Annotated in this window: 24 protein-coding genes; 13 read left to right on the forward strand and 11 right to left on the reverse strand. The window is 58.3% G+C overall.

All coding sequences use genetic code 11. From position 1 onward, the window contains the following. Nucleotides 1-16: 16 nt before the first annotated feature. Entirely contained in the window at nt 17-562 is a 546-nt protein-coding gene (locus BM320_RS09780; RefSeq protein WP_090199447.1) for a YaeQ family protein, read from the reverse strand. Nucleotides 563-738: 176 nt separating this feature from the next. Then, nucleotides 739-2,295, reverse strand: coding sequence for a bifunctional metallophosphatase/5'-nucleotidase (locus BM320_RS09785; RefSeq protein WP_090200543.1), 1,557 nt, complete (start codon nt 2,293-2,295; stop codon nt 739-741). A gap of 161 nt (nt 2,296-2,456) precedes the next feature. On the opposite strand from BM320_RS09785, the gene BM320_RS09790 reads away from it, so the two are divergent. Further along, a complete protein-coding gene (locus tag BM320_RS09790; protein ID WP_090200544.1) occupies nt 2,457-2,789 on the forward strand; it encodes a DUF952 domain-containing protein in 333 nt (110 codons plus the stop codon). Next, a complete protein-coding gene (locus BM320_RS09795) occupies nt 2,786-3,838 on the forward strand; it encodes a quinone-dependent dihydroorotate dehydrogenase (RefSeq protein ID WP_090199450.1) in 1,053 nt (350 codons plus the stop codon). Before BM320_RS09790 ends, BM320_RS09795 begins: the two co-directional genes overlap by 4 nt. Here BM320_RS09795 and BM320_RS09800 read toward each other — a convergent pair. Genes BM320_RS09800 through BM320_RS09810 form a run of 3 tightly spaced genes read right to left on the reverse strand, consistent with a single transcriptional unit; the run spans nt 3,815 to nt 6,064 of the window. Further along, nucleotides 3,815-5,143: an MATE family efflux transporter gene (locus tag BM320_RS09800; protein WP_090199452.1), complete on the reverse strand. Its 1,329-nt coding sequence runs from the start codon at nt 5,141-5,143 to the stop codon at nt 3,815-3,817. The two genes, BM320_RS09795 and BM320_RS09800, sit on opposite strands and share 24 nt — an antisense overlap. Then, the gene (locus BM320_RS09805; protein WP_090199454.1) at nt 5,136-5,627 is read right to left on the reverse strand and encodes a PaaI family thioesterase; all 492 of its coding nucleotides are present in this window, start codon (nt 5,625-5,627) and stop codon (nt 5,136-5,138) included. The genes BM320_RS09800 and BM320_RS09805 overlap by 8 nt, the downstream gene beginning before the upstream one ends. Continuing rightward, complete coding sequence (locus BM320_RS09810; RefSeq protein ID WP_090199456.1) at nt 5,624-6,064, reverse strand: PaaI family thioesterase; 441 nt, start codon at nt 6,062-6,064, stop codon at nt 5,624-5,626. Before BM320_RS09810 ends, BM320_RS09805 begins: the two co-directional genes overlap by 4 nt. A 134-nt stretch (nt 6,065-6,198) precedes the next feature. Between BM320_RS09810 and BM320_RS09815 the strand changes: the two genes are divergently transcribed. The 10 genes from BM320_RS09815 to BM320_RS09860 all read left to right on the forward strand — a co-directional run bounded on the left by BM320_RS09815 (nt 6,199) and on the right by BM320_RS09860 (nt 16,030). Beyond that, nucleotides 6,199-6,567: a MerR family transcriptional regulator gene (locus BM320_RS09815; RefSeq protein ID WP_090199458.1), complete on the forward strand. Its 369-nt coding sequence runs from the start codon at nt 6,199-6,201 to the stop codon at nt 6,565-6,567. 92 nt (nt 6,568-6,659) lie between these two features. Continuing rightward, complete coding sequence (locus BM320_RS09820; RefSeq protein WP_090199461.1) at nt 6,660-7,484, forward strand: hypothetical protein; 825 nt, start codon at nt 6,660-6,662, stop codon at nt 7,482-7,484. 288 nt (nt 7,485-7,772) lie between these two features. Further along, nucleotides 7,773-8,174, forward strand: a complete 402-nt coding sequence (locus tag BM320_RS09825) for a MerR family transcriptional regulator (RefSeq protein ID WP_207496894.1) — start codon at nt 7,773-7,775, stop codon at nt 8,172-8,174. Between the two features lie 38 nt (nt 8,175-8,212). Continuing rightward, on the forward strand, nt 8,213-9,991 hold the full coding sequence (locus tag BM320_RS09830; RefSeq protein WP_090199463.1) for an acyl-CoA dehydrogenase C-terminal domain-containing protein: 1,779 nt from the start codon (nt 8,213-8,215) through the stop codon (nt 9,989-9,991). 87 nt (nt 9,992-10,078) lie between these two features. After that, nucleotides 10,079-10,714: a glutathione S-transferase family protein gene (locus BM320_RS09835; protein ID WP_090199464.1), complete on the forward strand. Its 636-nt coding sequence runs from the start codon at nt 10,079-10,081 to the stop codon at nt 10,712-10,714. A 13-nt stretch (nt 10,715-10,727) separates the two neighbouring features. After that, a complete protein-coding gene (locus BM320_RS09840) occupies nt 10,728-11,939 on the forward strand; it encodes an acetyl-CoA C-acetyltransferase (RefSeq protein ID WP_090199465.1) in 1,212 nt (403 codons plus the stop codon). A gap of 1 nt (nt 11,940) precedes the next feature. Further along, the gene (locus tag BM320_RS09845) at nt 11,941-12,228 is read left to right on the forward strand and encodes a hypothetical protein (RefSeq protein ID WP_090199466.1); all 288 of its coding nucleotides are present in this window, start codon (nt 11,941-11,943) and stop codon (nt 12,226-12,228) included. A 27-nt stretch (nt 12,229-12,255) separates the two neighbouring features. Continuing rightward, nucleotides 12,256-14,451: a 3-hydroxyacyl-CoA dehydrogenase NAD-binding domain-containing protein gene (locus BM320_RS09850; protein ID WP_090199468.1), complete on the forward strand. Its 2,196-nt coding sequence runs from the start codon at nt 12,256-12,258 to the stop codon at nt 14,449-14,451. Between the two features lie 85 nt (nt 14,452-14,536). Beyond that, complete coding sequence (locus BM320_RS09855) at nt 14,537-14,938, forward strand: hypothetical protein (protein WP_131802374.1); 402 nt, start codon at nt 14,537-14,539, stop codon at nt 14,936-14,938. Nucleotides 14,939-15,013: 75 nt separating this feature from the next. Then, nucleotides 15,014-16,030 (forward strand): hypothetical protein, encoded by a 1,017-nt coding sequence (locus BM320_RS09860; protein ID WP_090199472.1) that lies wholly within the window; start codon nt 15,014-15,016, stop codon nt 16,028-16,030. A gap of 54 nt (nt 16,031-16,084) precedes the next feature. Here the strand turns inward: BM320_RS09860 and upp are convergent, their stop codons facing one another. Genes upp through BM320_RS09890 form a run of 6 tightly spaced genes read right to left on the reverse strand, consistent with a single transcriptional unit; the run spans nt 16,085 to nt 21,715 of the window. Continuing rightward, nucleotides 16,085-16,717, reverse strand: a complete 633-nt coding sequence (gene upp / locus BM320_RS09865) for a uracil phosphoribosyltransferase (protein WP_090199474.1) — start codon at nt 16,715-16,717, stop codon at nt 16,085-16,087. After that, entirely contained in the window at nt 16,710-17,702 is a 993-nt protein-coding gene (locus tag BM320_RS09870; protein WP_090199476.1) for an adenosine deaminase, read from the reverse strand. Before BM320_RS09870 ends, upp begins: the two co-directional genes overlap by 8 nt. Beyond that, nucleotides 17,699-18,874, reverse strand: coding sequence for a phosphopentomutase (locus BM320_RS09875; RefSeq protein ID WP_090199478.1), 1,176 nt, complete (start codon nt 18,872-18,874; stop codon nt 17,699-17,701). Before BM320_RS09875 ends, BM320_RS09870 begins: the two co-directional genes overlap by 4 nt. Continuing rightward, nucleotides 18,874-20,169, reverse strand: a complete 1,296-nt coding sequence (locus tag BM320_RS09880) for a thymidine phosphorylase (protein WP_090199480.1) — start codon at nt 20,167-20,169, stop codon at nt 18,874-18,876. Before BM320_RS09880 ends, BM320_RS09875 begins: the two co-directional genes overlap by 1 nt. Nucleotide 20,170: 1 nt before the next feature. After that, complete coding sequence (locus tag BM320_RS09885; RefSeq protein WP_090199482.1) at nt 20,171-20,563, reverse strand: cytidine deaminase; 393 nt, start codon at nt 20,561-20,563, stop codon at nt 20,171-20,173. A 60-nt stretch (nt 20,564-20,623) separates the two neighbouring features. Continuing rightward, the gene (locus BM320_RS09890; protein ID WP_090199484.1) at nt 20,624-21,715 is read right to left on the reverse strand and encodes a cupin domain-containing protein; all 1,092 of its coding nucleotides are present in this window, start codon (nt 21,713-21,715) and stop codon (nt 20,624-20,626) included. Nucleotides 21,716-21,853: 138 nt separating this feature from the next. Here BM320_RS09890 and BM320_RS09895 point away from each other — a divergent pair, with 138 nt between their 5' ends. Further along, entirely contained in the window at nt 21,854-24,133 is a 2,280-nt protein-coding gene (locus BM320_RS09895; protein ID WP_090200545.1) for an NADP-dependent malic enzyme, read from the forward strand. The last annotated feature ends 68 nt before the right edge of the window (nt 24,134-24,201 follow it).

Below are 24,201 nucleotides of genomic sequence, written 5' to 3' on the forward strand. Positions count from 1 at the left end.
CGCCCGCGCTAGGCCGCTAGCCCGCGCTTTTCCATTCTTCAGGGCTGACATAGATGATCTTGTCGTCAACGCTGACCATCACTTCGCTATCTTGGATATTGACCTGCAACTTCATCGAACGGTTGGCAAGCTGACCCAACGCGGTGGTGTCTTGCTCTGAAATGTTGATGACGCGCAGATTGTCAAAACGGGTGGTCTTGTTCTGGGTCTTGTCCCACCACATCTGCGCGGTCCTGCCGCCATAGCAATAGACAACTACCGCCTTGGCCTTGCCGCACGACTGCCGGATGATCTTCTCGCTTGGTTGGCCCAGCGCGACCCAAAGCTCTAACTCGCCGCTCAGGCTTTTTTGCCAAATATCAGGCTCGTCATCTGTCGAAATGCCTTTGGTCATTTCCAGCTGCTCATGAGCATTCAAAGCAAAGGCCAAAAGCCGCAGCATCAGCCGCTCTTCGGTTTCAGACGGGTGCTTGGCCACAGTCAGATTGTGGGTCTCGTAATAGTTGCGATCCATATCGGCGACGGAAAGCTCGGCTTTGTAGATCGTGGATTTTTGCGCCATGGTTTGCCCCTAACTTGCGAAGATTGGTTTGCTTAAGGCGTCGCGCGTGATTGTGAAAGGCGAAACCTATGGCTGCTGCCATGAAGTTTGGCTAAGCGCGCCCAGACACAGGCGCAAAGCAAAAAAAACGCGCCGCAAGTTTCCTCGCAGCGCGTCACGTTTCAGATTACCCGCGCTTATTTCAGCGTAATGCGGCCATCTGTGTAGGGCGTGTAGGGCGCATTTTCTGCGAGGTATTCGGCGGTAACATCGGCCAGATCGGGGCCAAAGTCATAGGCGTTTGCAGCGTCTTTGAACATTGCATAGCCGTCGCCGCCGTTACGGACGTAGTTGTTGGATACCAACCCGTAAGTCGCGGCCAGATCAATGGCTTCGCCGCCGACCATCACGTCGGACACGCGGCTGCCTGCTTCGGCGGATGCGTCAACCGTAAAGGTGATGCCTGCCACTTGTGGGAAGCGCCCAGCGCCTTCTTCGATTTGGCTCACACCGTTTTCAAGCGCTGCGACCACTGTTTCGCCAGACACAAAGAAGGTCGACAAAGTGTTCTGGAACGGCAGCACTGTCAGCACTTCGCCCATTGTCACATCGCCCGCGTCGATAGACGCACGGATACCGCCAGAGTTGGCAATCGCGATTGAAATGCCTTGATCGGCCACACGGTCAAGCATCGCATCCGCAATCAGGTTGCCGCCGGAACATTCCATCGCGCGGCAGATATCGCGGTTGCCTTCGATGGTTTCAGCTGCTGTTGCCACAACTTTGTTGCGGATTTCTTCGAGCGGTTCGGCCAGTTCGGCGATCCGCGCGACAGCCGCCGCATCTTCAGCCACTTGGCCGTCAATCAGCAAAGGTGCGCCGGATGCTTCGGTCACAACGCCCGCGTCATCAAAGGTGACATTCAATTCACCCAAGAATTTGCCATAGGCATAGGCCTGCACAATCGCCGTATCGCCAACCATTGTTGGATAGGCACCTGCGGCCCCCTCCATATCGCCCAGCAATGTGTTGGAATGACCGCCGACGATCACGTCAACGCCCGTGGTATTGGCGGCAACCTGTTGGTCAACCACGTAGCCAGAATGTGAAAGAACGATGATCTTGTTCACGCCTTCAGCTGTCAGCTTGTCAACTTCGCCCTGCACCGCCTCGGAAGGGTCGGTAAAGATAATGTTGTCGCCAGGGCTTGCCAGTTCATCGGTGTCTTGAGGTGTCAAACCGATCAGGCCGATTTTTTCGCCGCCCTGTTCGATGACGGTCGATTTCATCAGCACGTCCGCTAGCAGCGGCTCGCCCGATACATCGGCGTTGGACATCAGCACAGGGAATTCGACCGCATCCATAAAGCCGCGCAGCACTTCGGGGCCGTCGTCGAATTCATGGTTGCCCACAGTCATCGCGTCATAGCCAAGCAGGTTCATGAACTCGGCCGCCATCGCGCCTTTGTAGTAGGTATAGAACAGCGTGCCCTGGAACTGGTCACCGCCATCCACAAGGATGCTATTGTTGCTGCGCGCACGCGCGTCAGCCACAGCTGTGATCAAGCGCGCGGTCCCGCCAAAGCATTCGCCGGCGGCGTTATCTTCCGCTGAACAGCCCGAATCGTATTTGCTGATCGGCTCAAATCGCGCGTGGAAATCGTTTGTGTGCAGAATGGTCAGCGAATAGTCGGCCGCAGCAGCCCCCGCAGACAGCGCAAGCGCACAGGTTGTTGTCATAATACGTGAAATCATTGTTTCAGTCCCCATGTTGGAATGGTCGCAGCTTGCCGCTGGCCCAGTGCAGAGTCAAATATCTTCGCCATCATGCCCGCTTGCCCCCACGTTAGGAAAACGAATATTCCGGCGCCGATCAGGTGCTTGACCAATTTGTGTGCAACCTGCATGACAAAACCATGAAAATTTACAAGATATTCCGCGCCGATGAATGGGCCGAACTGCAAGCCAATGGTGAAACCCGTGGCGCGCCGATTGATATTTCTGACGGCTATATCCATTTTTCAACGGCGCAAACCGTCGCCGAAACCGCCGCCAAGTATTTTGCGGGCATCGACGGGCTTGTGCTGCTGGCGCTTGAGGCCGACAGTCTCGACCCGCTGAAATGGGAGCCCGCCCGCGCAGGTGTTCTGTTCCCGCATCTTTACCGCAATCTGCGCATGGATGACATTCTTTGGGATGCACCATTGCCGCTGGTTGATGGCATCCACCAATTTCCGGATCTGACATGAAACTGCTTGAAACCATCGGGCTAAAGGCCTTTTCGAAAATTGATTCCGAAACAGCACACGGTCTGGCGCTCAGGGCGTTGAACACAGGGCTTGGCCCGCGTGGCGGGCCGTTTGCGACGGATCGTTTGCGCACCCAGATCGCGGGGCTTGATCTGCCGAACCCTGTGGGGCTTGCCGCCGGTTTCGACAAAAACGCAACTGCACTGGCAGCGCTCGGGCGTACGGGATTCGGGTTTCTAGAGGTCGGCGCCGCCACACCCCGCCCACAACCCGGCAACCCTAAACCCCGCCTGTTTCGTCTGACCGAAGACCGCGCCGCGATTAACCGTTTCGGGTTTAATAATGACGGGATGGAAACGATTGGCGCGCGCCTGTCTGCGCGGCCCGCAGGGCGCATTGTCGGGCTGAACCTTGGCGCAAACAAAGATAGCACAGATCGCGCCGCAGATTTCGCAACCGTTTTGGCCCATTGCGGCCCGCATGTGGATTTTGCCACCGTCAATGTGTCGTCCCCCAACACCGAAAAACTGCGCGACCTGCAAGGCAAGGCCGCACTCGCCGCCCTGCTTGCAGGTGTGATGGATGCCCGCGCGGGGCTGGAAGCCCAAATCCCCGTCTTTCTGAAAATCGCACCCGATCTGACGGGCGATGAGCTGTCCGAGATTGCCGAGGTCGCCAATACATCCGGCATTTCCGGCATCATCGCGACCAACACGACGCTGGACCGTATCGGGCTACACGGACCCCATGCCGCTGAAAAAGGCGGGCTTTCGGGCCAGCCATTGTTTGAAAAATCCACGCGTACGCTGGCGCAACTGTCGGGGTTGACCGATCTGCCAATTATCGGCGTGGGCGGGGTTGGGTCCGCGGACCAAGCTTACCAGAAAATCCGCGCAGGCGCGTCGGCGGTGCAGCTCTATACGGCGCTGGTCTATGGTGGTGTTTCTTTGGTCGATGAAATCACGCGCGGGCTTGACGCATTGCTGGCGCGCGACGGGTTTGCGAACGTTGCAGACGCTGTTGGATCAGGGCGCGGCGACTGGCTCTGACGCGGTCTCTAGCGCCGGATATTTCACCGCCAAAGTCGCCCCGCGCACGATAAAACTGATCAAAAACCCGATCCAAAGCCCGTGATTGCCAAACATCTGCATCAGCGGAATGACGGCGGCAAAATAGACGATGGTGGACAGGATCATCATGTTGCGCATGTCTTTGGTACGCGTTGCCCCGATAAATATCCCGTCCATCATCCATGCCACCACCCCGACAATCGGCGCGGCCACCATATAGGGCAGGTAAATCGCGGCTGCCTGTTGTACGGGGATATTCTTGGCCATGATCGCAATAATCATCGTGCCAAACAGCGCAAAACAAATCGCAAGTATGACCCCCACAACGCCGCCCCAAAACGAAGTGAGCAGCGCAGAGCGGCGCAATGCCGCGCGCGACCGCGCGCCCAGCGCATTGCCGACAAGCGCCTCTGCCGCCACGGCAAACCCGTCCATCGCATAGGCGGTCACGCTAAGAAATTGCAGCAGAATGTGGTTCGCGGCCAATTGCACTTCGCCAAAGCTCGCGCCAAAGAATAAAAAGCTGACAAAAATCGCCTGTAGCAGAACCGACCGGATCATGATGTCCGAATTGACAGCCGCCATGTTGACCAGCCTTGCACGGTCCAGCACCCGCGCGCGGTCACGCCATGCAGGCACCGCGAATGCCGCGCGACACAGCCAAAGCCCCAGCACGACCCCCGCCCATTCAGCGATAAACGTGGCCCAAGCCACCCCTGGCACGCCCCAGTCAAATTGCAGCACAAACAGCAGGTCCAGCCCGATATTCACGCCATTCATCAGCAGTTGAATGGCAAAAACCGCACCAGTGCGTTCCTGCCCGATCAGCCATCCGGTAATGCCGTAAAGCGCGATCATCGCCGGCGCGGACCAGACGCGGATTGCCATATATTGGCGCGCCAGATGTTCGACCTCCGGCGTGGCGGGCGACACGCGGAAGGCGCCCGCGAATAGCAGCGATTGCAACGCTATTATCGCAACCCCTGCCCCCAGCCCGATGATCAGCGAACGGGTGAGTAACGCGGCGACTTCGGGCGTGTTTTTGGCGCCCACCGCCTGCGCGGTCAGCCCCGAAGTGCCCATCCGCAAAAAGCCGAAAATCCAGTAGATCGCGGTCAGGATAATCGCGCCGATACCCACCGCGCCAATCGGGGCGGCGGCCCCCATCTGCCCCACCACGCCCGTATCCACGACCCCGAGGATCGGCACGGTTGCGTTAGATAAAACAATCGGCACCGCAATGGTCAGCACCCTGCGGTGGGTCAGCGGGCCTGCGTCAGCCATCGCGCTGCGGCATCAGGAAATGTCCGGTCGCTTGGGCAAACAGACGCGTACGGTTATCCTGCCATGCCTCGACGTGGACCGACGCATATCGGCGGCCCGACCGGTTTACCCGCGCACGCGCATAGGCATCGCGCGGCAGCCCCGTGCGCAGATAATCAACTGTGAAATCAATGGTCTTGGGCAGCACCACGCGCGGCGCGTCATTGGTGATCTTGCCCGCTTCCATGTCTTCCCAGATCATCGACCATGTCAGTTCCATGATCGCGGTGACCTCAAGAAACGCGGCCGTCACACCGCCGTGCAAGGCGGGCAGCATCGGGTTACCGATCAGCTTGTCATCATAGGGCAAAACGCCCGTCAGCTCATCGCCCCGACGGTCCATGCGGATACCCAGAAACCGGATATAGGGCACGCCTTCCAGCATTTTTTGCAAGGCGGCATCGCGGCGTTGTTTGATTACCTGAACAGGTTCGGGGCGTTTCATGCGCGCGCCCTTTCTACGGTGAACGCGCCGGTGGCTGTGGCCACGGGGCGGTCAAAATCGCCGTCATAGGCCGTTGCGCGCACAAAGGCGACCGAGCGCGCCACGTGGTAACATTCGGCGCGCGTTGTGATCATATCGCCCGGTTTTGCCGCGCGCATATAGTCGATCCGCAAATCCAGCGTCGCGGTGGCGACAGGCGCCGCTGGATGCGCCATGACGGCCGCGCCGCAACAGGTATCCATCAATGCCGATACCGCGCCGCCATGAATGACCCCCGTTTCGGGATCACCGACCAGACGCGCGTCATAGGGCATCGTGATTTCCGCACCGGCGTTGTCGATCCGCGTCAATTGCATACCCAGCACTTTGGCATGGGGAATGGCCTCGATGAACTGGCGCGCGATTTTTGTGCGCACATCGGCATTTGGGTCCGGCATGGAGAATCCTTGCATTGCGTTGCCCTGATTGTGACGGGCTGGACCATATCCGCAAGTACAGATTGCCAAAAGTCGCCACGGTCATAGTTGCCGCCCGGCTAAACACCCGCTACGTTAGCAATAGGGAGATCACGATGCCGGATAAACGCCTTTCATTCAAAGAGATGTGTGCGCAGTTCGATGTAACGCCGCGAACCTTGCGCTATTACGAATATATCGAGCTGCTAACCCCCCTGAAAGAGGGCCGCGCACGGTTTTACGGCGCCAAAGAACTGGCCCGCATGACCCTGATCCTGCGCGGTCGCCGTTTTGGATTCTCGCTCGAGGAAATTCGCCAATGGCTGCTGATTTATGAAAATGAAGGCACGCAGGCCCAAATGCGCGAATGGATTGCACTTGCCGACCGGCAGATGGTCGAACTCGCCGAGCAGAAAAAACAGCTCGAAGACACAATGACCGAACTCAGCGCCCTGCGCGAGGCGACCGCCAAAACGCTTGGCTAGAACCGCCGCCAGGGCCTTGTTTTATTGGCAATCCGGCAAGCGCCGCAAATATTTTCTGGACGCAATACTTTGCTCTGATGCATAATCGGGCCATGAAACATGCATCCTTGGTATTATCGTTCGTCGCTGCCTTCGTCATGTTGCCGACACTGGCCCATGCGGATGATGCGGCGTTTTGTAACAATTCCCCCCTCGCGCTGCTTGGCGCGATCGAAGGGCAGTGGACTTTCGAACAAAGGGCCGGATACGGCATCGGCGGCCCCCTGCCATTTCCGCTGCCTGCGCAGCCTGCGCAATCGGTACGGATCGAACTGAACGCGGATGAGGGCGCAGCCTATCTGCGGCACGCGGGCCAACAAATGGCGATGATCCCCGTCGATGCAGTATTTGCGCGCGAATTGGACTTTTATCTATCGCCCGAGGAAGAAGCGAACATTCTTGGCGAAAGCGATGGCTGCGACTGGCAAACAATTCCGCTGATTGTCGGGGCAAATGTCTATTCACTGGTTGCAGAAGCAGACGAAGGGCCAAGAAGTCGCTTCATTATGCAAATTGGCGATGAATTTCTGGAAAAGTGTACCGGCACTGATTATCAGTTGTCGAACCCTCCGGGCGAGCCGCAAACTTTTTTCAGTTACACTGCGGCTAATGGCAGGCAGATGCGCGCGGAAGTCGTGGATGGCAAAGTTTATGTTAGCTCGGAAGATGAGTATGGAGATCGAGCCGCAAACAGGGAATGGGCCGAAAAATATTGCGATAGACTCGCTGACGTTCCGGACGCCGCCCCGGGTCAGATGGTTATGTCGCTGATTGTCAAATTCAACTCGGCCAATTCAGGCGCAGGCGTGCTGCAGTTCAATGGCCAACAAGGCCCTGTCAGCTTTGCCGCACGGGCACCGGTCATTCTGTCACGGTAAAAGCCGCCCCCGTTGCGATGCCCTTGTCATGCCGTAATAACCGGATAGGGTTTGCGCACATTCGCAACGCCAAACCAACATCGTTTTCATATTCTCGGGCGCAAGCACGTGGCGCACGCACGCTTATTTGCCCGCAATTTTATTTCACATTCCCCTGCGTCACCTTGCCTTACCTTTCGTCAGCTTCGAAATGACGCCACGTTTCGTTTACGTTAACGTCACCTTTACTTGTAAGGTACGACTCATATCCGCAAGTGCAGACCAATCATGGCACTAAGGAAAAATATGATGACGACCGAAATGATGAACATTCGCGAAATGTGTGACGCCTTTGATGTCACGCCACGCACGCTGCGCTTTTACGAATCAAAGGAACTATTGTTCCCGACCCGTGAAGGCCAAAAGCGCCTGTTTTCCAAGCGCGACCGTGCGCGCCTGAAGCTGATCCTGCGCGGCAAGCGCTTTGGCTTCAGTCTCGAGGAAATCCGCCAGTTGCTGGATCTTTATCACATGGATGACGGGCAAGAGGCGCAATTGTCAAAAACCTACGTCACCGCCGAACGCCATCTGGCCGACATGGAAGCCCAGCGCGCCGAACTGGACGAGGCGATCAGCGAATTGAAACAACAAATGGCTTGGGGTGCGGCAAAACTTGCTGAACTCGGCCTACGCAAAACCGACGCGGCCTGACCGCCGCGCAAGACACGACCCTAGGGAGAGAGACCAAAATGCCGATTTACAACGCCCCCACCAAAGACCTGCAATTTGTTTTGCACGATCTGCTGAAAGTCAGCGAACAGGATATCGCCGGCTACGAAGATCTGGACCGTGATTTCACCGGCGCGGTTCTGGAAGAAGCCGGCAAGGTTGCCACGGCTGTTCTGCACCCGCTGAATGTTGTCGGCGACAAAGAAGGCTGCGTCTTGGAAAACGGCGTTGTGCGGACACCCAAAGGGTTCAAAGCCGCGTTCGAGCAGATGAAAGAAGGCGGCTGGACCGCGATGGACTGCGACCCCGAATATGGCGGTCAGGGCCTGCCCTATGTGATGAACAGCGCCGCGATGGAACCCTTTGTTTCGGCCAATATGGCGTTCAACATGTATCAGGGTCTGACCCATGGCGCCTATTCCGCGATCCACGCCCACGGCACAGACGAACAAAAACAGAAATTCCTGCCCAAAATGGTGTCCTGCGAATGGACCGGCACGATGAACCTGACCGAACCGCATTGCGGCACCGATCTGGGTCTGATGCGTACCAAAGCCGCCCCACAGGCCGACGGCAGCTATAAAATCACCGGCCAAAAGATTTTCATCTCGGCGGGCGATCACGATCTGGCCGATAACATCATCCACCTTGTGCTGGCCAAAATCGAAGGCGGCCCCGAAGGCATCAAGGGCGTGTCCTTGTTTATTGTCCCCAAGATCATCGTGAACGATGACGGATCACTGGGCGACCGTAACGCCGTGTCTGTTGGCTCCATCGAAGAGAAAATGGGCATCCACGGCAATTCGACCTGCGTGATGAACTATGACGGCGCGACAGGTTACCTGCTGGGCACCGAACACAAAGGCATGCGCGCCATGTTCACCATGATGAACGAAGCCCGCATCGGCGTTGGCCTGCAAGGCTATGCCCAAGCCGAAAGCGCCTACCAAAACGCCGTGGCCTATGCCAACGACCGCCTGCAAGGGCGGGCTGTAACTGGCGCAGAAAATCCCGATGGCCCCGCCGATCCGCTGATCGTGCACCCTGATATCCGCCGCAACCTGATGGACCAGAAATCATTCGTTGAGGGCGCGCGCGCATTCACATTCTGGGGTGCAAACCTGATCGACCGCGCACATCGCAACGGCGACAAGGACGCAGACGGGCTGATCTCGCTGCTGACACCGGTGATCAAAGGGTTCCAGACCGACAAAGGTTTCGAATATGCCGTTGCCGCACAACAGGTCTACGGCGGCCACGGCTATATCGAAGAATGGGGCATGTCCCAATACGCCCGCGACGCCCGCATCGCCATGATCTATGAAGGCGCAAACGGCGTGCAGGCGCTTGACCTTGTGGGCCGTAAACTGGCCCAGGACGGCGGCAAACATGTCATGGCCTTCTTCGAGATGATCAAGACTTTCATCAAAGAAAACGAAGGCAATGAAGCGCTGAAAGCTGATTTCCTTGATCCGCTGAAAGCCGCGTCAAAAGACCTGCAAGCAGCGGGCATGTATTTCATGCAAAACGGCATGAAAAACCCCAACCACGCGCTCGCCGGATCTTATGACTTTATGCATATGATGGGGCATGTCTGCTTTGGCCTGATGTGGGCGAAAATGGCCAAGGCCGCGATGGAAGCACTCGAAGGCGGCGCATCCGACACCGCGTTCTACGAGACGAAAATCGCAACAGGCCGCTACTACATGGCCCGTCAATTGCCCGCCACCACCATGCATCTGGCGCGCATTAACACCGGTGCCGATACTGTGATGGCACTGGACGCTGCAAACTTCTAAGCTCTGCGCGGGCGCTTCATTCTGCGGCGCCCGCAACCCGATGATCCACCAGCGACATCGCCCACAAAGGTTTAGGAGGCCTGCACCATGACCATGAAATTGCACTGCTTTGGCGAAAGCGGCCATTCGTACAAAGTTGCGATGGCCCTGTCGATGATGGACATCGAATGGGAACCTGTTTTCGTCGACTTTTTCAAAGGTGCATCACGTAGCCCCGAATACCGCGACCTGAATATCATGGGCGAAGCCCCCGTGCTGCAAGACGGCGACCTGACGCTGACGCAATCGGGCGTGATCCTTGATTATCTCAGCTCGAAAACCGGCAAAATGGGCGGGCGCTCTGCCGATGCCCGCCGCGAAGTGTTGCGCTGGATGTTCTTTGATAACCACAAGGTGTCCAGCATCGCGGGCATTCTGCGGTTTCAGATGAATTTCCTGCCCGAAGAAAAACGCAACGCCGATGTGATCGGGTTTCTGTCGGCCCGCCTTGCTGGCGCGCTGAAAACCTTGGACGACCAGTTGACCAACCACGCGTGGCTTGCTGGCGACGATATCACCGTCGCTGACCTGTCCTGCGCGGGCTACCTGTTCTACCCCGAAGCCTTCACCTTTGATCGCAAAGATTACCCCCATATCGACCGCTGGCTGGACGCAATCGCCGCCCAACCCGGTTGGAAACCACCCTATGACTTGATGCAGCCCGCATTTGCGGCGCCTGCGTAAACCGGAGGAAACTATGACCGAAGCCTATATCTATGACGCCGTGCGCACCCCGCGCGGCAAGGGCCGCAAGGACGGCAGCCTACACGAGGTGACATCCGCGCGGCTTTCTGCTGGCGTTCTCAATGCGCTCAAAGAGCGTAACAACCTTGAAGGCCACGCCGTCGAGGATGTCATTTGGGGCAACGTGACCCAAGTCGGCGAACAGGGCGGTTGCCTTGCGCGCACGGCGGTTCTGGCTTCGGATCTTGACCAATCCATCCCCGGTCTTGCGATCAACCGTTTCTGCGCCTCGGGCATGGAAGCTGTGAACTTGGCCGCGAACCAAGTGAAGGGCGGCGCAGGGTCCGCCTATATCGCAGGTGGCGTCGAAATGATGGGCCGCGTCGCGATGGGATCTGACGGCGCGGCAATTGCCGTTGACCCATCCATCGCGATGGACACATATTTTGTGCCCCAAGGGATTTCTGCCGATATTATCGCGACTGAATACGGGTTCACCCGTGAGATGGCCGACCAATTGGCCGTTGAAAGCCAGAAACGCGCAGCCGCGGCATGGGCCGACAACCGTTTTGCAAAATCCATCGTGCCTGTCACCGACATCAACGGCCTGACCATTCTGGACCGCGACGAATACATGCGCCCCGGCACGGATATGCAATCGCTTGGCGGGTTGAATCCTGCGTTCCAAGCCATGGGCGAGGTCATGCCCGGCTTTGATAAGGTCGCGCTGATGAAATACCCGCACCTTGAGCGGATCAACCACATCCACCACGCCGGAAACTCCTCTGGTATCGTGGACGGTGCGGCTGGCGTGTTGATCGGGTCCAAAGAATACGGCGAAGCCATGGGGATCAAACCCCGCGCAATCATCCGCGCCACGGCCAAGATCGGCACTGACCCGACAATCATGCTGACAGGGCCCGTGCCCGTCACCGAGAAAATTCTGGCAGATAGCGGCATGTCGATTTCCGACATCGACCTGTTCGAAGTCAACGAAGCCTTTGCATCGGTCGTCCTGCGGTTCATGCAGGCGTTCAACGTCGATGACAGCCGCGTCAACGTCAACGGCGGGTCCATCGCGATGGGTCACCCGCTGGGCGCAACCGGCGCAATCATCATCGGCACATTGCTGGATGAATTGGAACGCACAGGCAAAGGCACAGGTCTTGCCACGCTTTGCATCGCATCCGGCATGGGTGCAGCCACAATCATCGAGCGTATCTAATATGGCATACACGCATCCCATCGGCGACGATCACCCGTTTCCCGCAGTGTTCGCCTTGGCGCAGGCCGAAGGCTTTGCACAGCTTGAAATCGTGAACGCCCACGATGGGGCGCTGTTTCGCTTGTTTTGCAATAATCCGGACCTCGTTTTCCGGCTGCAAGGCGATCCGGGCAGCGCGATGGATCGGCAGACATTCGACTATTACAAACACATCACCGTCGACCCTGCCGAGCCGCATAACATGCTTGCCACACTGAAATCCCACATCGCTGCGAGCGGCGCGCAGTAAGCGCCCCCAGACGAAAGGAGACTTTAAATGACTGACTTTACAATGAAAACTGATACCGATGGCGTCGCGGTAATCACTTGGGACGTGCAGGGTAAATCCATGAACGTCATGACCCTAGAGGCATGGCCGCTGCTTGACGGCCTGATCGACGAAGCCCTTGCTGACGATGCGGTCAAAGGCATCGTGATCACATCCGGCAAAGACACATTTGCGGGCGGCATGGACCTGAACGTTATCGCCAAGATGAAAGAAAGCGCGGGCGACAACCCTGCAAAGGGCCTGTTCGACGGGCTGATGGAAAGCCACGCAATCCTGCGCAAGATCGAACGCGCGGGCATGGACCCCAAAACTAACAAGGGTGGCAAGCCTATCGCAGCCGCCCTGCCCGGCACAGCGCTTGGCATTGGTTTGGAAATCCCGCTGGCCTGTCACCGCATCTTTGCCGCTGACAACCCCAAAGCCAAAATCGGCCTGCCCGAAATCATGGTCGGCATTTTCCCCGGCATGGGCGGCACCACACGGCTGTCACGCAAGCTGGGTGCAATGGGCGCATCGCCCCTGCTGCTTGAAGGCAAATTGAACGACCCACAAAAAGCCAAAGCGGCTGGCGTTGTTGACGAAGTCGTGCCCGCAGATGAATTGCTGGCAGCCGCCAAAGCATGGGTTCTATCCGGCCCCGCGATTGTCAAACCATGGGATGAAAAAGGCTATAAAATGCCCGGTGGCACGCCTTACCACCCTGCCGGTTTCATGACCTTTGTCGGCGCATCCGCAATGGTCAACGGCAAGACCCAAGGCGCATTCCCTGCGGCGAAGGCATTGCTTTCTGCGGTTTATGAGGGCGCATTGGTACCGTTCGACACGGCGTTGAAAATCGAGGCCCGCTGGTTCACCAATGTCCTGATGAACCCGTCATCATCTGCAATGATCCGCAGTCTTTTCATCAACAAAGAGGCACTTGAAAAAGGGGCCAACCGTCCCGTTGTGGCGGACCAAAAGGTGCAGAAAGTCGGCGTCATCGGCGCAGGCATGATGGGTGCGGGCATTGCGCTGGTCTCGGCCTTGGCTGGCATTCAGGTTGTCCTGATCGACAGCACCCAAGAGGCCGCGGACAAAGGCAAAGCCTATACCACCGCGCATCTTGATAAGGGCATCGCGCGCAAGAAAACCACGCCCGAGAAAAAAGACGCCGTGCTTGGCCTGATCAACGCGACAACCGATTACGCGGCCCTTGCTGGTTGTGATCTGATCGTCGAAGCCGTGTTCGAAGACGTGGGTGTAAAAGCCGAAGTGACCAAAAAGGTCCAAGCCGTCGTCGGCCCTGATTGCATCTTTGCAACCAACACTTCGACCCTGCCGATCACCGAATTGGCCAAAGCATCAAATGACGCCGACAAATTCATCGGCATCCACTTCTTTAGCCCTGTCGATAAGATGCTGCTGGTTGAGATCATCAAGGGTAAACAGACAGGCGATGTAGCCGTGGCCAAGGCGCTCGATTTCGTGCGTCAGATCCGCAAAACACCGATTGTCGTCAATGATGAACGGTTCTTCTATGCCAACCGCTGCATCATTCCTTACATCAACGAAGGTATCCGGATGGTGAAGGAAGGCGTGGAACCCGCGCTGATCGAAAACGCGGCAAAACTGCTGGGCATGCCTTTGGGGCCGCTACAACTGGTTGACGAAACCTCTGTCGATCTGGGCGTGAAAATCGCCAAAGCCACGCGCGCCGCGATGGGCGATGATTACCCAGACGGCGAAGTCGATGAAGTTCTGTTCTGGATGTTTGACCAGAAACGTCTGGGCCGCAAATCCAACAGCGGTTTCTACAGCTATGATGACAAAGGCAAGCGGACAGGTCTTTGGGAAGGTCTTACCGCGCAATACCCTGTCGCGGATGATCAACCCGAACTGACCACCGTGCAGCACCGTCTGATGTTCGCGCAGGTGCTTGAGGCCGTGCGTGCGCTGGAAGAAAACGTGCTTGAAGACATCCGCGAAGGCGATGTTGGTGCGATCCTTGGCTGGGGCTTTGCGCCTTGGTCGGGTGGCCCGTTCAGCTGGCTTGATATCATCGGCGCGCCCTATGCGGCCGAACGTTGTGACCAGTTGACCGCCGAATTTGGCGCACGCTTCACAACCCCTGCCTTGCTGCGTGAAATGGCCGACAAGAACCAGGAATTCTACAAACGGTTCGCGGCAGCTGCCAAAGCGGCCTAAGCCACAAATTTAGCGAAATTTGAAACGCGCCTTGCTTGCAGGGCGCGTTTTTCTTTGGGATAACCGCAGGGTAGGAGATTTTTCAATGCATTACATTACTCTGGCCGCCGCCGCATTGCTGGCAACCCCGATGACTGCCGGCGAAATTACCAGCTATTACGCCGATCTGGATGCGGCCGATATGCGCAATTCGGGCGGCGCGGTACTGCGCGATATGGGCGCAGTGTTGCAGCAAGACCGCGCCAATGTGCACCGCTTTGGCATCACCCAAGAAGGCGATGAAATCGACGCCGTGTTTGCAGACCGTGACATGCGCGCACAAATTCCGGCGCTTTATGCCAATGGTCCAAAGGTGGACGGGCTTGCCGGTTGGATCGCGCGCGGACAAAGCATCCGCGTCTTTGTCAGCATTTGCGGCACAAAATCGCGCCCCGACTATATGATCGTCAACTTTGGCGATGGCGCGCTGGCCTATACCTGCGATTAGGACGCGGGCGGGTAATTCCCTCCATGACAATCACGCGCCCCCGCGATAAGTTCAAAGAAAAGGGCGGTTGGGGCAATGACAGCACTTGCAAAATATGAGCGGCTGGAATGCGACGGGCTTTGGCGCGCGGATAAGGATGCGCAACGGCGCGATGTTGTTGTTTCTTTTGGCAACGCAACGCTGGTCATTGCCGACGGGGCCGGACGGCCGCTGACACATTGGTCGCTGCCCGCGCTCGAACGGCGCAACCCGGGCGAAGTCCCCGCGATCTATGCGCCCGGCGAAGATGCCGACGAATATTTAGAGATCGCCGACGACCTCATGATCGACGCCATCACCGCAATCCATAAAGCCTTGGATAAATCACGGCCCAAGCCCGGAAAATTGCGGCAGTTCATGACGCTCGGCACGATCGTCGCAGTGCTGGCAATCGCGATATTCTGGCTGCCCGGTGCCTTGTCGCGGCAAACGCTGGCGGTGGTGCCAATCGCCAAACGCATGGAAATCGGGGCAAGCCTGCTTGGGTATATGCAAGAAACCACAGGGCAAGCCTGCAACGAGCCGCGCGCAAATGCGGCGGCGACAACACTGGCCAAACGTCTGTTCGGGGCTGATACGCGCACCCGTATTGTGGTTGTTCCCGACCTTACTCAGGGTGCGCTGGCGATCCCGGGGCGGCTGATCCTTGTCGACTACGGGTTGCTGCAACGCGCCGATGATCCGGCAGCCGTTGCAGGGTTTATTGTAGCAAGCCGCGCGAAAACGGGCGAAAGCGACCCGCTCGAAGCCTTGTTGCAGCGTGCAGGGCTCGGGGTGACATTCCGGCTGCTCACCACCGGTGAAATTCCGGCGCAAGTCCTGCAAGACAACGCCCGCACCCTGCTCGACACGCCGCCCCAGACAGCTGGCCGCGATGCCATCCATACGGCCTTTGGCAAGGCGCAAATTCCGCTGGCCCCCTATGCCGCGTTGCTCGACCGGACAACCGGCAATATGCCGGATTTGGGCGCGGACCCTTTGGATGGCCAAGCGCTGCCGGCCATTTTGACCGACAGCGCCTGGGTAAGTTTGCAAAACATCTGTAACGGGTAGCCGCCAAATCCTTTCAAAGGATTTGGTCGCAGACTTTGGGACAAAGTCTGCCGCCTATTTCGTGCCGAACATCCGGTCGCCCGCATCGCCCAAGCCGGGAACGATATAGCCTTTTTCATTCAGCTTTTCATCAATTGCCGCGGTGACAATCGGCACATCCGGATGCGCCTGTTTCATCCGCGCGATCCCTTCAGGGGACGCCAGCAAGCACAGGAAACGGATGTTCGTTGCGCCCGCTTTTTTCAGCAGATCAATCGCGGCAACAGATGAATTGCCGGTTGCCAGCATCGGATCAACGGCGATCACCAAACGGTCCTCAAGCTCGGTCGGGACCTTGAAATAATATTGCACAGGTTCCAGCGTGACTTCGTCGCGGTAAAGCCCGACAAATCCGACCCGCGCAGAGGGGATCAGTTCCAGCACCCCGTCCAGCAACCCGTTGCCTGCGCGCAAAATCGACACTAGCGCCAGCTTTTTACCGTCGATCACCGGCGCGTCCATCTTCTGCAGCGGCGTTTCGATCTGGCGTGTGGTCATCGGCAGACCGCGGGTCACCTCATAAGCCAAAAGCTGTGAAATCTCGCGCAAGAGCTGGCGAAAGCCCGCTGTTGACGTGTCTTTCTGGCGCATCAGCGTCAGTTTGTGCTGCACAAGCGGGTGGGTCACATGGGTGACGTGGTCATTCATCTTTTGGCTCCAGTCGTTTTGCCACGCGGGCGCGGGTTTCATCGTCGCAGAATGCGGCATCAAGGGCGATTTTGTTAAGCGCCCGGAAATCATCTGCACCCCAGCCAAATGTCTTGGCCAGCATGTCATATTCATCGGTCATTGTTGTGTGGAAAAACGGCGGATCATCGGTTGAAACCGTGACAGGCACGCCCGCGTCGCGCAGTTTGGCAATCGGGTGCGCGTCCCAGCCTGATACAGCCTTGAGCACCACGTTTGATCCGGGGCAAACTTCAAGAACAATGCCCTTATCGGCAATCTCGGCCATCAACTTGGGATCATCAATCGCGCCGATCCCGTGCCCGATCCGTGCGACTTTTAAATCACGAATGGTTTCCGCCACCATCGACGGCCCGCCCCATTCGCCCGCATGGGCGGTCAGCTGCAAACCGGCCTCGCGGGCCATGTCGAAACTATAGGCGTAATCGCCGGGACGCCCGACCATTTCGCCACCCGCCATGCCAAAACCGGTGATAAAATCACCCTTTGTCTCTGCGGCGCAGGCGGCGGCGATCTTGCACTGGTCGGGGCCAAAATGGCGGATGCCAGTGACAATCCCGCGCAGGGTGATGCCCATTGTGCGTTCGGCCTCATCCGCTGCATCCTGCATTGCGGCGAGATAATCGCGCCATGCCGCGACATCGCCACCGCCGCAAAAATCGGGCGAGACAAATGTTTCCATATAGACCACGCCATGCGCTGCGGTTTCTTCAAGCACGGCCAAGGTCAGCCGGCGAAAATCCTCGGGCGATTGCAGCGTGGTGCAGGCGGCCTCGTAGACCTGGAGAAAATGGTCGAAATCGCGGAAGGCATAGCCGCCTTGGGCGTCAAAAATCCCCGAGATGTCGATGTTTTTCTCGCGCGCGAGTCCCGCGATAAACGCAGGCGGTGCCGATCCTTCAAGGTGGGTGTGCAGTTCAACCTTTGGAATGTCTCTGAAATTCATAAGAAACTTTGCCCTTCTCCGTCATATTCCACGTTCAAATGCGCAGCGATGCTGGCGGCGACATCCACAAATTGCAGCGGCCCCAGCGCGCGCGCCCCCAACCCATGCACCAAGACAGGCACCTGTTCGCGGGTATGGTCCGTTCCGGGCCATGTCGGGTCATTGCCATGATCGGCGGTAACGATCAACAGATCATCGGGGCGCAAGCGCGGCAATATCTGCCCAAGGCGGCGGTCAAACCATGCCAGATGCGCGGCATATCCCGCAGGGTCGCGGCGGTGCCCATATTCGCTGTCGAATTCTACCAGATTGGCAAAGACAAACGCCCCGTCTTCGGCCGTATCAACCAGATCATCGATATGCCCCATCAGTGCCACGTCGCGCCCTTTGCGCAGATCATCAATCCCGCGCATCGAGAAAATATCGCCGATCTTGCCCACGGCGTGCACCTTGCGTCCGGCCTGATGCACATAGTCGCAAATGGTTGGCGCAGGCGGCGCGATGGCAAAATCCTTGCGGTTGGCGGTGCGTGCAAAGCTGCCCACATCACCCGCAAAGGGGCGCGCAATCACCCGCCCGACCTTCATTGCGTGCAAGGTCGGGGCAATATCCGCGCAAAGCTGCAAAAGGCGGTCCAGCCCGAAATGTTCTTCGTGGGCGGCAATCTGCAACACCGAATCCGCCGAAGTATAGCAAATCGGCCAGCCGGATCTGACGTGGGCCGCGCCCTCTTGTTCGATAATCGCGGTGCCGGAGGCGTGGCAATTTCCCAAAATCCCCTCAGTCCCTGCGGCTGCACAAATCTGCGCAACCAGATTTTCGGGGAATGAATTCTGCTTGTCGGTAAACACATGCCAATCCCACGGCACCGGCACGCCCGCCAGTTCCCAATGGCCGGATGGCGTATCCTTGCCCCGCGATATTTCGCGCGCAGCCCCCCAAGCACCTGTCGGGTCAGCGCCCAGCCCCGGAGCAACATCGCCAGAGGCCAACGTGACCGCAGCGCCAAGCCCCAGCGCATCCATCACCGGCACATCCAGCCCCGCCGTTTGCGCGATATGCGCCACCGTATTGGCGCCGGTATCCGGCAAATCACCGTTGAAAAACTGGTCCGCATCGGGTGCGCCGCCAATGCCGACGCTGTCGATAACAATCAAAAAGGCACGTGCCATCATGTGATCCTTTCAATGATCAACGGGCCGGGCGTGACCGGATCGCCAATGGTGATTGCGGCCTGCACCGCAATGATTGCGGCATCCGCATCCGCATCGGTGGCGGCATGCACCGTGCACAGCGGATCGCCCGATGACACCGCCTGCCCCAGCCCGACCGCATCAGCCAGCCCGACGCTTGGGTTGATCCTATCCGTTTCAACCCTGCGGCCTCCGCCAAGCGCGACAACGGCAAGCCCCAATGCCTCGCCATTGATCGCGGCCACATGACCCGCAGTCAGCGCATGCACAGGTTTCACGACAGGGGCTTTGGGCAGATGGGTGTGCCAATCGTCGGCCATATCGGGCGGGCCGCCCAAGGCGGCGACCATCTGGCTGAATTTTTCCAGCGCAGCCCCCGATGTGATCGCGGTTTCTACTTGCGTCTTTGCATCCGTGGCCCCGCGCATCGCGAGCAAGCGTTCGCACAAGGATAGGGTCAATGCATAGAGGCGGGGTGCGGCGGCATGATTGCCCGATAGCACCTCCATACAGACCGCGACTTCGAGCGCATTGCCAAGCGCTGGCGCCAGCGGCGCGTTCATATCGGTAATCAGGCTTTCGGTCTTGCAGCCCGCGCCATTGCTGGCATCGGTCAGCGCCCGCGCCAAGGCCCGCGCGTCATCGGGCGTTTTCATAAATGCACCTGATCCGCATTTGACGTCCAGGATCAACCCTTCCAGCCCCGCGGCCAGCTTTTTAGCCAAAATCGACGCGGTAATCAGATCGACGCTTTCGACCGTCGCGGTCACGTCGCGGATCGCATATAGCCGCTTGTCCGCAGGCGCGATTTGCCCCGTGGCGCTGACAATCGCGCAGCCCACTTCGCGGGTGATTTTGCGCAAACGCGCCTCGTCGACATCCACTGAAAGGCCCGGGATCGCCTCTAGTTTATCGAGCGTGCCACCCGTATGCCCAAGGCCCCGCCCCGAAATCATCGGCACGTAAACGCCGCAAGCGGCCAGCACAGGCGCAAGGATCAGCGACACACAATCACCCACGCCGCCGGTGGAATGCTTGTCCAGCACAGGCCCTGGAAGATCCCACGCCAGCACATCGCCGCTGTCGCGCATGCCCTTGGTCAATGCCACGCGGCCCGCATCCGACAACCCGTTCAGACAGACCGCCATCGCAAAGGCACCCGCCTGCGCATCGCTGACCGCACCCGAGGCCAAGCCATTGGCAAACCACGCAAGTTCCGCGTCACTTGGCGTTTGCTTGCGGCGCAGGCCTGCAATGATCGCGCGGGCATCCATCCTAGCTGCGCACCATATAGGCGGCATCAAAACTGCCTGGCAACAGGTCGGCCACAGTGGTTTGCGCCTGCAGCCCTTCAACCGTTGCCATTGTCACCACCACGTCCCCATCCGCAAATTCCGCGATCTTTTGACGGCAACCGCCACAGCAGCTGACGGGTTGCGGGCTGTCGGCGATCACGGCGATTTCGGCAATGCGTTTATCGCCCGCCGCAATCATCGCGGCAATCGCGCCCGCTTCGGCGCAGGTGCCTTCGGGATAGGCGACGTTTTCGACGTTGCAGCCAGCATAGACCGCACCAGATGTCGCACGGATCGCCGCCCCGACCTTGAAATTCGAATAGGGCGCATGGGCATTTTCACGCACGGCGCGTGCGGCTTCGATCAGGGTCATCTATCTCTCCGGTGTTGATCGACCCAGATTGATCTTTGCGGCCCCCAGATGCAAGTCCGATCAGGCGGTTTGCCCCCATTCAAACCGGCCCGGCAGGCTCACTTCAAGCAATTCAAGATCGTCGGACGGATCAGCGTAACGCGTGGCCAGCCCCGGCGGGATCACAAAGGCATCACCGGGCGCAAGGGCGCGCGGATCGTGGCCGTCGCCATGCAAGACCATCTGCCCCTGCATCACAAAGGTAAAATGGATATCCGCGTCATGTCTGGCCCAAACCGGATCCCCCTGACCGCGACGGATCACCTGCACACCAGCCACGTCTTTGGTGTTGGTCGCAATGGTCGTATCGCGCGCAACAAAGCCGGGCAATTGCGCGGGTAGCCAATCGGCATCTTTCGCCTGATTGAACACAAACTTTTGCCCCTGCCATTCACGGTCTGGCCGCAGATGCGGGGTGGGCAGCGTCATTTCATGGTCGATTTCGGTGATATGTTCGGCAGGCACGCCGATTTCGATCACTTCGATCCCGTCTGACGCCTCGAGCACGCGGTGCCGGATTTCGGGCGGCTGGATAAAACAATCGCCAGCGGTCAGGCGGATCGGTGGGCCTTGGTCCTCATAGACGACATCAACCCAGCCGCGATAACAGAAAATCAACTGGAACCCGACACGGTGGAAATGCACCATATCAGGCACAGGGCCGCCGTCGGGAATACGGATATGGCTGGCAATGATCGACCCGCCCAGACGGCTGGGGATCAGATCGCGGTAATGCATGCCCGCACGGCCAATCACCCAAGGGGCCTGATCGGCAAGACGGCGCACCACAAAATCATGCGCCGTAACGGGCTGCGCAACAGGCGGGTTCAGCGGATGCACAGAAATTTGCGTACCGCCCGGCGCTGTCAGGCTGATCGCCCCATCCGCAAAGGCCTGATCATCGGTCAAAATACGCAATTGCCCCGCAGGCCCATCGCCTTGCGACAGCCGCACAGACAGGCCGTGCCCTGAAAAAACAGCGGTGTTGGGGTTGTCGGCCGGAAAAATCATATCCAGCCGCATCCCCAGCACTTTGCCAAAAAAACCAAGGTCCGCGCGCAGATCTGTGGTGGTAAAACAGGCCTCTGCCCGGATTTGATGCTTGTCTGTCATTGCGCAATCGTGTCGCGCCGGCCCGCGATTTGCAATCTATGATTTGCCAATAGCGTGCAAACAATGTTTAAACCACAACACATGATATGCGCGGCAGGCGTGGATAGTTTAGCATTAAACTATAATCCGGAGGAAGTGATGACCGACAATATAAATGACAGCACGCGGCAGGCCGCGCTGGATTATCATCAGTTCCCCAAACCTGGCAAACTTGAAATCCGTGCAACCAAACCGCTGGCCAACGGGCGCGATCTGTCGCGCGCCTATTCGCCCGGCGTTGCCGAAGCCTGCCTCGAGATCAAGGCAAACCCCGACACCGCCCGCGACTATACCACACGCGGCAATCTTGTGGGCGTTGTGACCAACGGCACCGCCGTGCTGGGGCTTGGCAATATCGGCGGGCTGGCATCAAAGCCGGTGATGGAAGGCAAGGCGGTTTTGTTCAAAAAATTCGCCAATATCGACTGCTTTGATATCGAACTGAACGAACCGGACCCCGAAAAACTGGCCGATATCGTCTGCGCGCTGGAACCCACGTTCGGTGCGATCAACCTTGAAGACATCAAAGCCCCCGATTGCTTTATCGTCGAAAAGATCTGCCGCGAGCGGATGAATATCCCCGTGTTCCACGACGACCAGCACGGCACAGCCATTGTTGTGGGTGCCGCCGCCACAAACGCGCTGCGCGTCGCAGGCAAGACATTCGAAGACATCAAAATCGTCAGCACCGGCGGCGGTGCTGCGGGCATTGCCTGTCTGAACATGCTGCTGAAGCTGGGTGTGAAACGCGAAAACGTCTATCTGTGCGACATCGAAGGGCTTGTCTACAACGGCCGCGAAAAAGACATGACACCGCAAAAAGCGGAATATGCCCAAGGCACCGCGCCCGCCACATTGGATGATGTAATCGCGGGCGCGGATATGTTCCTTGGTCTGTCCGGCCCCGGTGTTTTGAAACCTGAAATGGTCGCCAAAATGACCGACGCGCCGATCATCTTTGCGCTGGCCAACCCGACCCCCGAAATCAGCCCCGATGCGGCGCGCAGCGTCAAACCCGACGCGATTATCGCCACCGGACGCAGCGATTATCCCAATCAGGTCAACAACGTGTTGTGTTTCCCGTTCATCTTCCGTGGTGCGCTTGATTGCGGCGCAACCGACATCAACGACGAGATGAAAATCGCCTGCATCGAAGGGATCGCGGCATTGGCCCGCGCCACCACCAGCGCCGAAGCCGCCGCCGCCTATACCGGTGAAAAGCTGACCTTTGGGGCTGACTATCTGATCCCCAAACCCTTTGACCCGCGCCTGATGGGCGTTGTCGCCAGTTCAGTCGCCAAGGCCGCGATGGAAACCGGCGTGGCCACCCGCCCGATCCCCGATATGCAAGCCTATAAGGCAAAGCTCGACGGCTCTGTCTTTAAATCCGCGATGATCATGCGCCCCGTGTTCGAGGCCGCACGCACCGTCAACCGCACCATCGTTTTCGCCGAAGGCGAGGACGAGCGCGTGTTGCGCGCATCCCAAGCGATCATGGAAGAAACCACCGACACCCCCATCCTGATCGGGCGGCCCGATGTGATCGCGCAGCGCTGCGAACGGGCGGGGCTCAAAATCCGGCCTGGCGTGGATTTCAGCATTGTGAACCCCGAAAATGACCCGCGCTACCGTGACTATTGGGAAACCTATCACAATCTGATGGCGCGCAAGGGCGTCACCCCCGATCTGGCCAAGGCGATCATGCGCACCAATACCACCGCCATCGGCGCGGTTATGGTGCAGCGCGGCGAGGCAGACAGCCTCATTTGCGGCACCTTTGGCCAGTTCCTGTGGCATCTCAATTACGTCACGCAAATTTTGGGCGACAAGGCGTTGCACCCAGTCGGCGCGCTGTCGCTGATGATCCTTGAAGACGGGCCGCTGTTTATCGCCGATACCCAAGTCCACGCAGAACCCACCCCCGAACAGATCGCCGAAACCGTCATCGGGGCCGCGCGCCACGTGCGCCGCTTTGGGGTCCAGCCAAAAATTGCGCTTTGTTCGCACAGCCAGTTTGGCAATCTCGATAGCGATTCTGGCCGGCGGATGCGTGCAGCGATGGAAATTCTGGACAGCACCCCGCGCGATTTCGACTATGAAGGCGAAATGCATATTGATGCCGCGCTTGATGTCGAACTGCGCAACCGCGTATTCCCCGAAGCGCATCTTCCTGGTGCGGCGAACGTGCTGGTCTTTGCCAATACCGATGCAGCGTCAGGCGTCCGCAACATCCTGAAAATGAAAGGCGGCGGGCTCGAGGTCGGGCCGATCCTGATGGGCATGGGCAACCGCTGCCATATTGTCACTCCATCGATCACGCCGCGCGGCCTGCTGAACATGTCCGCGCTCGCTGGCACGCCTGTGACCCATTATGGCTGACGCACCCCTACAAACGTTTCTCTGCTTTAAGTGGGGAAGCGGATACCCTTGCAAATACACCAATATAT

It is taken from the genome of Yoonia tamlensis, from assembly GCF_900115105.1.
Lineage (GTDB): Bacteria > Pseudomonadota > Alphaproteobacteria > Rhodobacterales > Rhodobacteraceae > Yoonia > Yoonia tamlensis.

Coding starts and splice junctions, on each gene's coding strand:
- BM320_RS09780 (WP_090199447.1), bottom strand. CDS start 562: ATGGCGCAAAAATCCACGATCTACAAAGCCGAGCTTTCCGTCGCCGAT.
- upp (WP_090199474.1), bottom strand. CDS start 16,717: ATGAATGACCACGTCACCCATGTGACCCACCCGCTTGTGCAGCACAAA.
- BM320_RS09840 (WP_090199465.1), top strand. CDS start 10,728: ATGACCGAAGCCTATATCTATGACGCCGTGCGCACCCCGCGCGGCAAG.
- BM320_RS09790 (WP_090200544.1), top strand. CDS start 2,457: ATGAAAATTTACAAGATATTCCGCGCCGATGAATGGGCCGAACTGCAA.
- BM320_RS09850 (WP_090199468.1), top strand. CDS start 12,256: ATGACTGACTTTACAATGAAAACTGATACCGATGGCGTCGCGGTAATC.
- BM320_RS09835 (WP_090199464.1), top strand. CDS start 10,079: ATGACCATGAAATTGCACTGCTTTGGCGAAAGCGGCCATTCGTACAAA.
- BM320_RS09810 (WP_090199456.1), bottom strand. CDS start 6,064: ATGCCGGACCCAAATGCCGATGTGCGCACAAAAATCGCGCGCCAGTTC.
- BM320_RS09870 (WP_090199476.1), bottom strand. CDS start 17,702: ATGAATTTCAGAGACATTCCAAAGGTTGAACTGCACACCCACCTTGAA.
- BM320_RS09805 (WP_090199454.1), bottom strand. CDS start 5,627: ATGAAACGCCCCGAACCTGTTCAGGTAATCAAACAACGCCGCGATGCC.
- BM320_RS09875 (WP_090199478.1), bottom strand. CDS start 18,874: ATGGCACGTGCCTTTTTGATTGTTATCGACAGCGTCGGCATTGGCGGC.
- BM320_RS09885 (WP_090199482.1), bottom strand. CDS start 20,563: ATGACCCTGATCGAAGCCGCACGCGCCGTGCGTGAAAATGCCCATGCG.
- BM320_RS09820 (WP_090199461.1), top strand. CDS start 6,660: ATGAAACATGCATCCTTGGTATTATCGTTCGTCGCTGCCTTCGTCATG.
- BM320_RS09890 (WP_090199484.1), bottom strand. CDS start 21,715: ATGACAGACAAGCATCAAATCCGGGCAGAGGCCTGTTTTACCACCACA.
- BM320_RS09855 (WP_131802374.1), top strand. CDS start 14,537: ATGCATTACATTACTCTGGCCGCCGCCGCATTGCTGGCAACCCCGATG.
- BM320_RS09825 (WP_207496894.1), top strand. CDS start 7,773: ATGACGACCGAAATGATGAACATTCGCGAAATGTGTGACGCCTTTGAT.
- BM320_RS09815 (WP_090199458.1), top strand. CDS start 6,199: ATGCCGGATAAACGCCTTTCATTCAAAGAGATGTGTGCGCAGTTCGAT.
- BM320_RS09785 (WP_090200543.1), bottom strand. CDS start 2,295: ATGATTTCACGTATTATGACAACAACCTGTGCGCTTGCGCTGTCTGCG.
- BM320_RS09895 (WP_090200545.1), top strand. CDS start 21,854: ATGACCGACAATATAAATGACAGCACGCGGCAGGCCGCGCTGGATTAT.
- BM320_RS09880 (WP_090199480.1), bottom strand. CDS start 20,169: ATGGATGCCCGCGCGATCATTGCAGGCCTGCGCCGCAAGCAAACGCCA.
- BM320_RS09830 (WP_090199463.1), top strand. CDS start 8,213: ATGCCGATTTACAACGCCCCCACCAAAGACCTGCAATTTGTTTTGCAC.
- BM320_RS09845 (WP_090199466.1), top strand. CDS start 11,941: ATGGCATACACGCATCCCATCGGCGACGATCACCCGTTTCCCGCAGTG.
- BM320_RS09800 (WP_090199452.1), bottom strand. CDS start 5,143: ATGGCTGACGCAGGCCCGCTGACCCACCGCAGGGTGCTGACCATTGCG.
- BM320_RS09795 (WP_090199450.1), top strand. CDS start 2,786: ATGAAACTGCTTGAAACCATCGGGCTAAAGGCCTTTTCGAAAATTGAT.
- BM320_RS09860 (WP_090199472.1), top strand. CDS start 15,014: ATGACAGCACTTGCAAAATATGAGCGGCTGGAATGCGACGGGCTTTGG.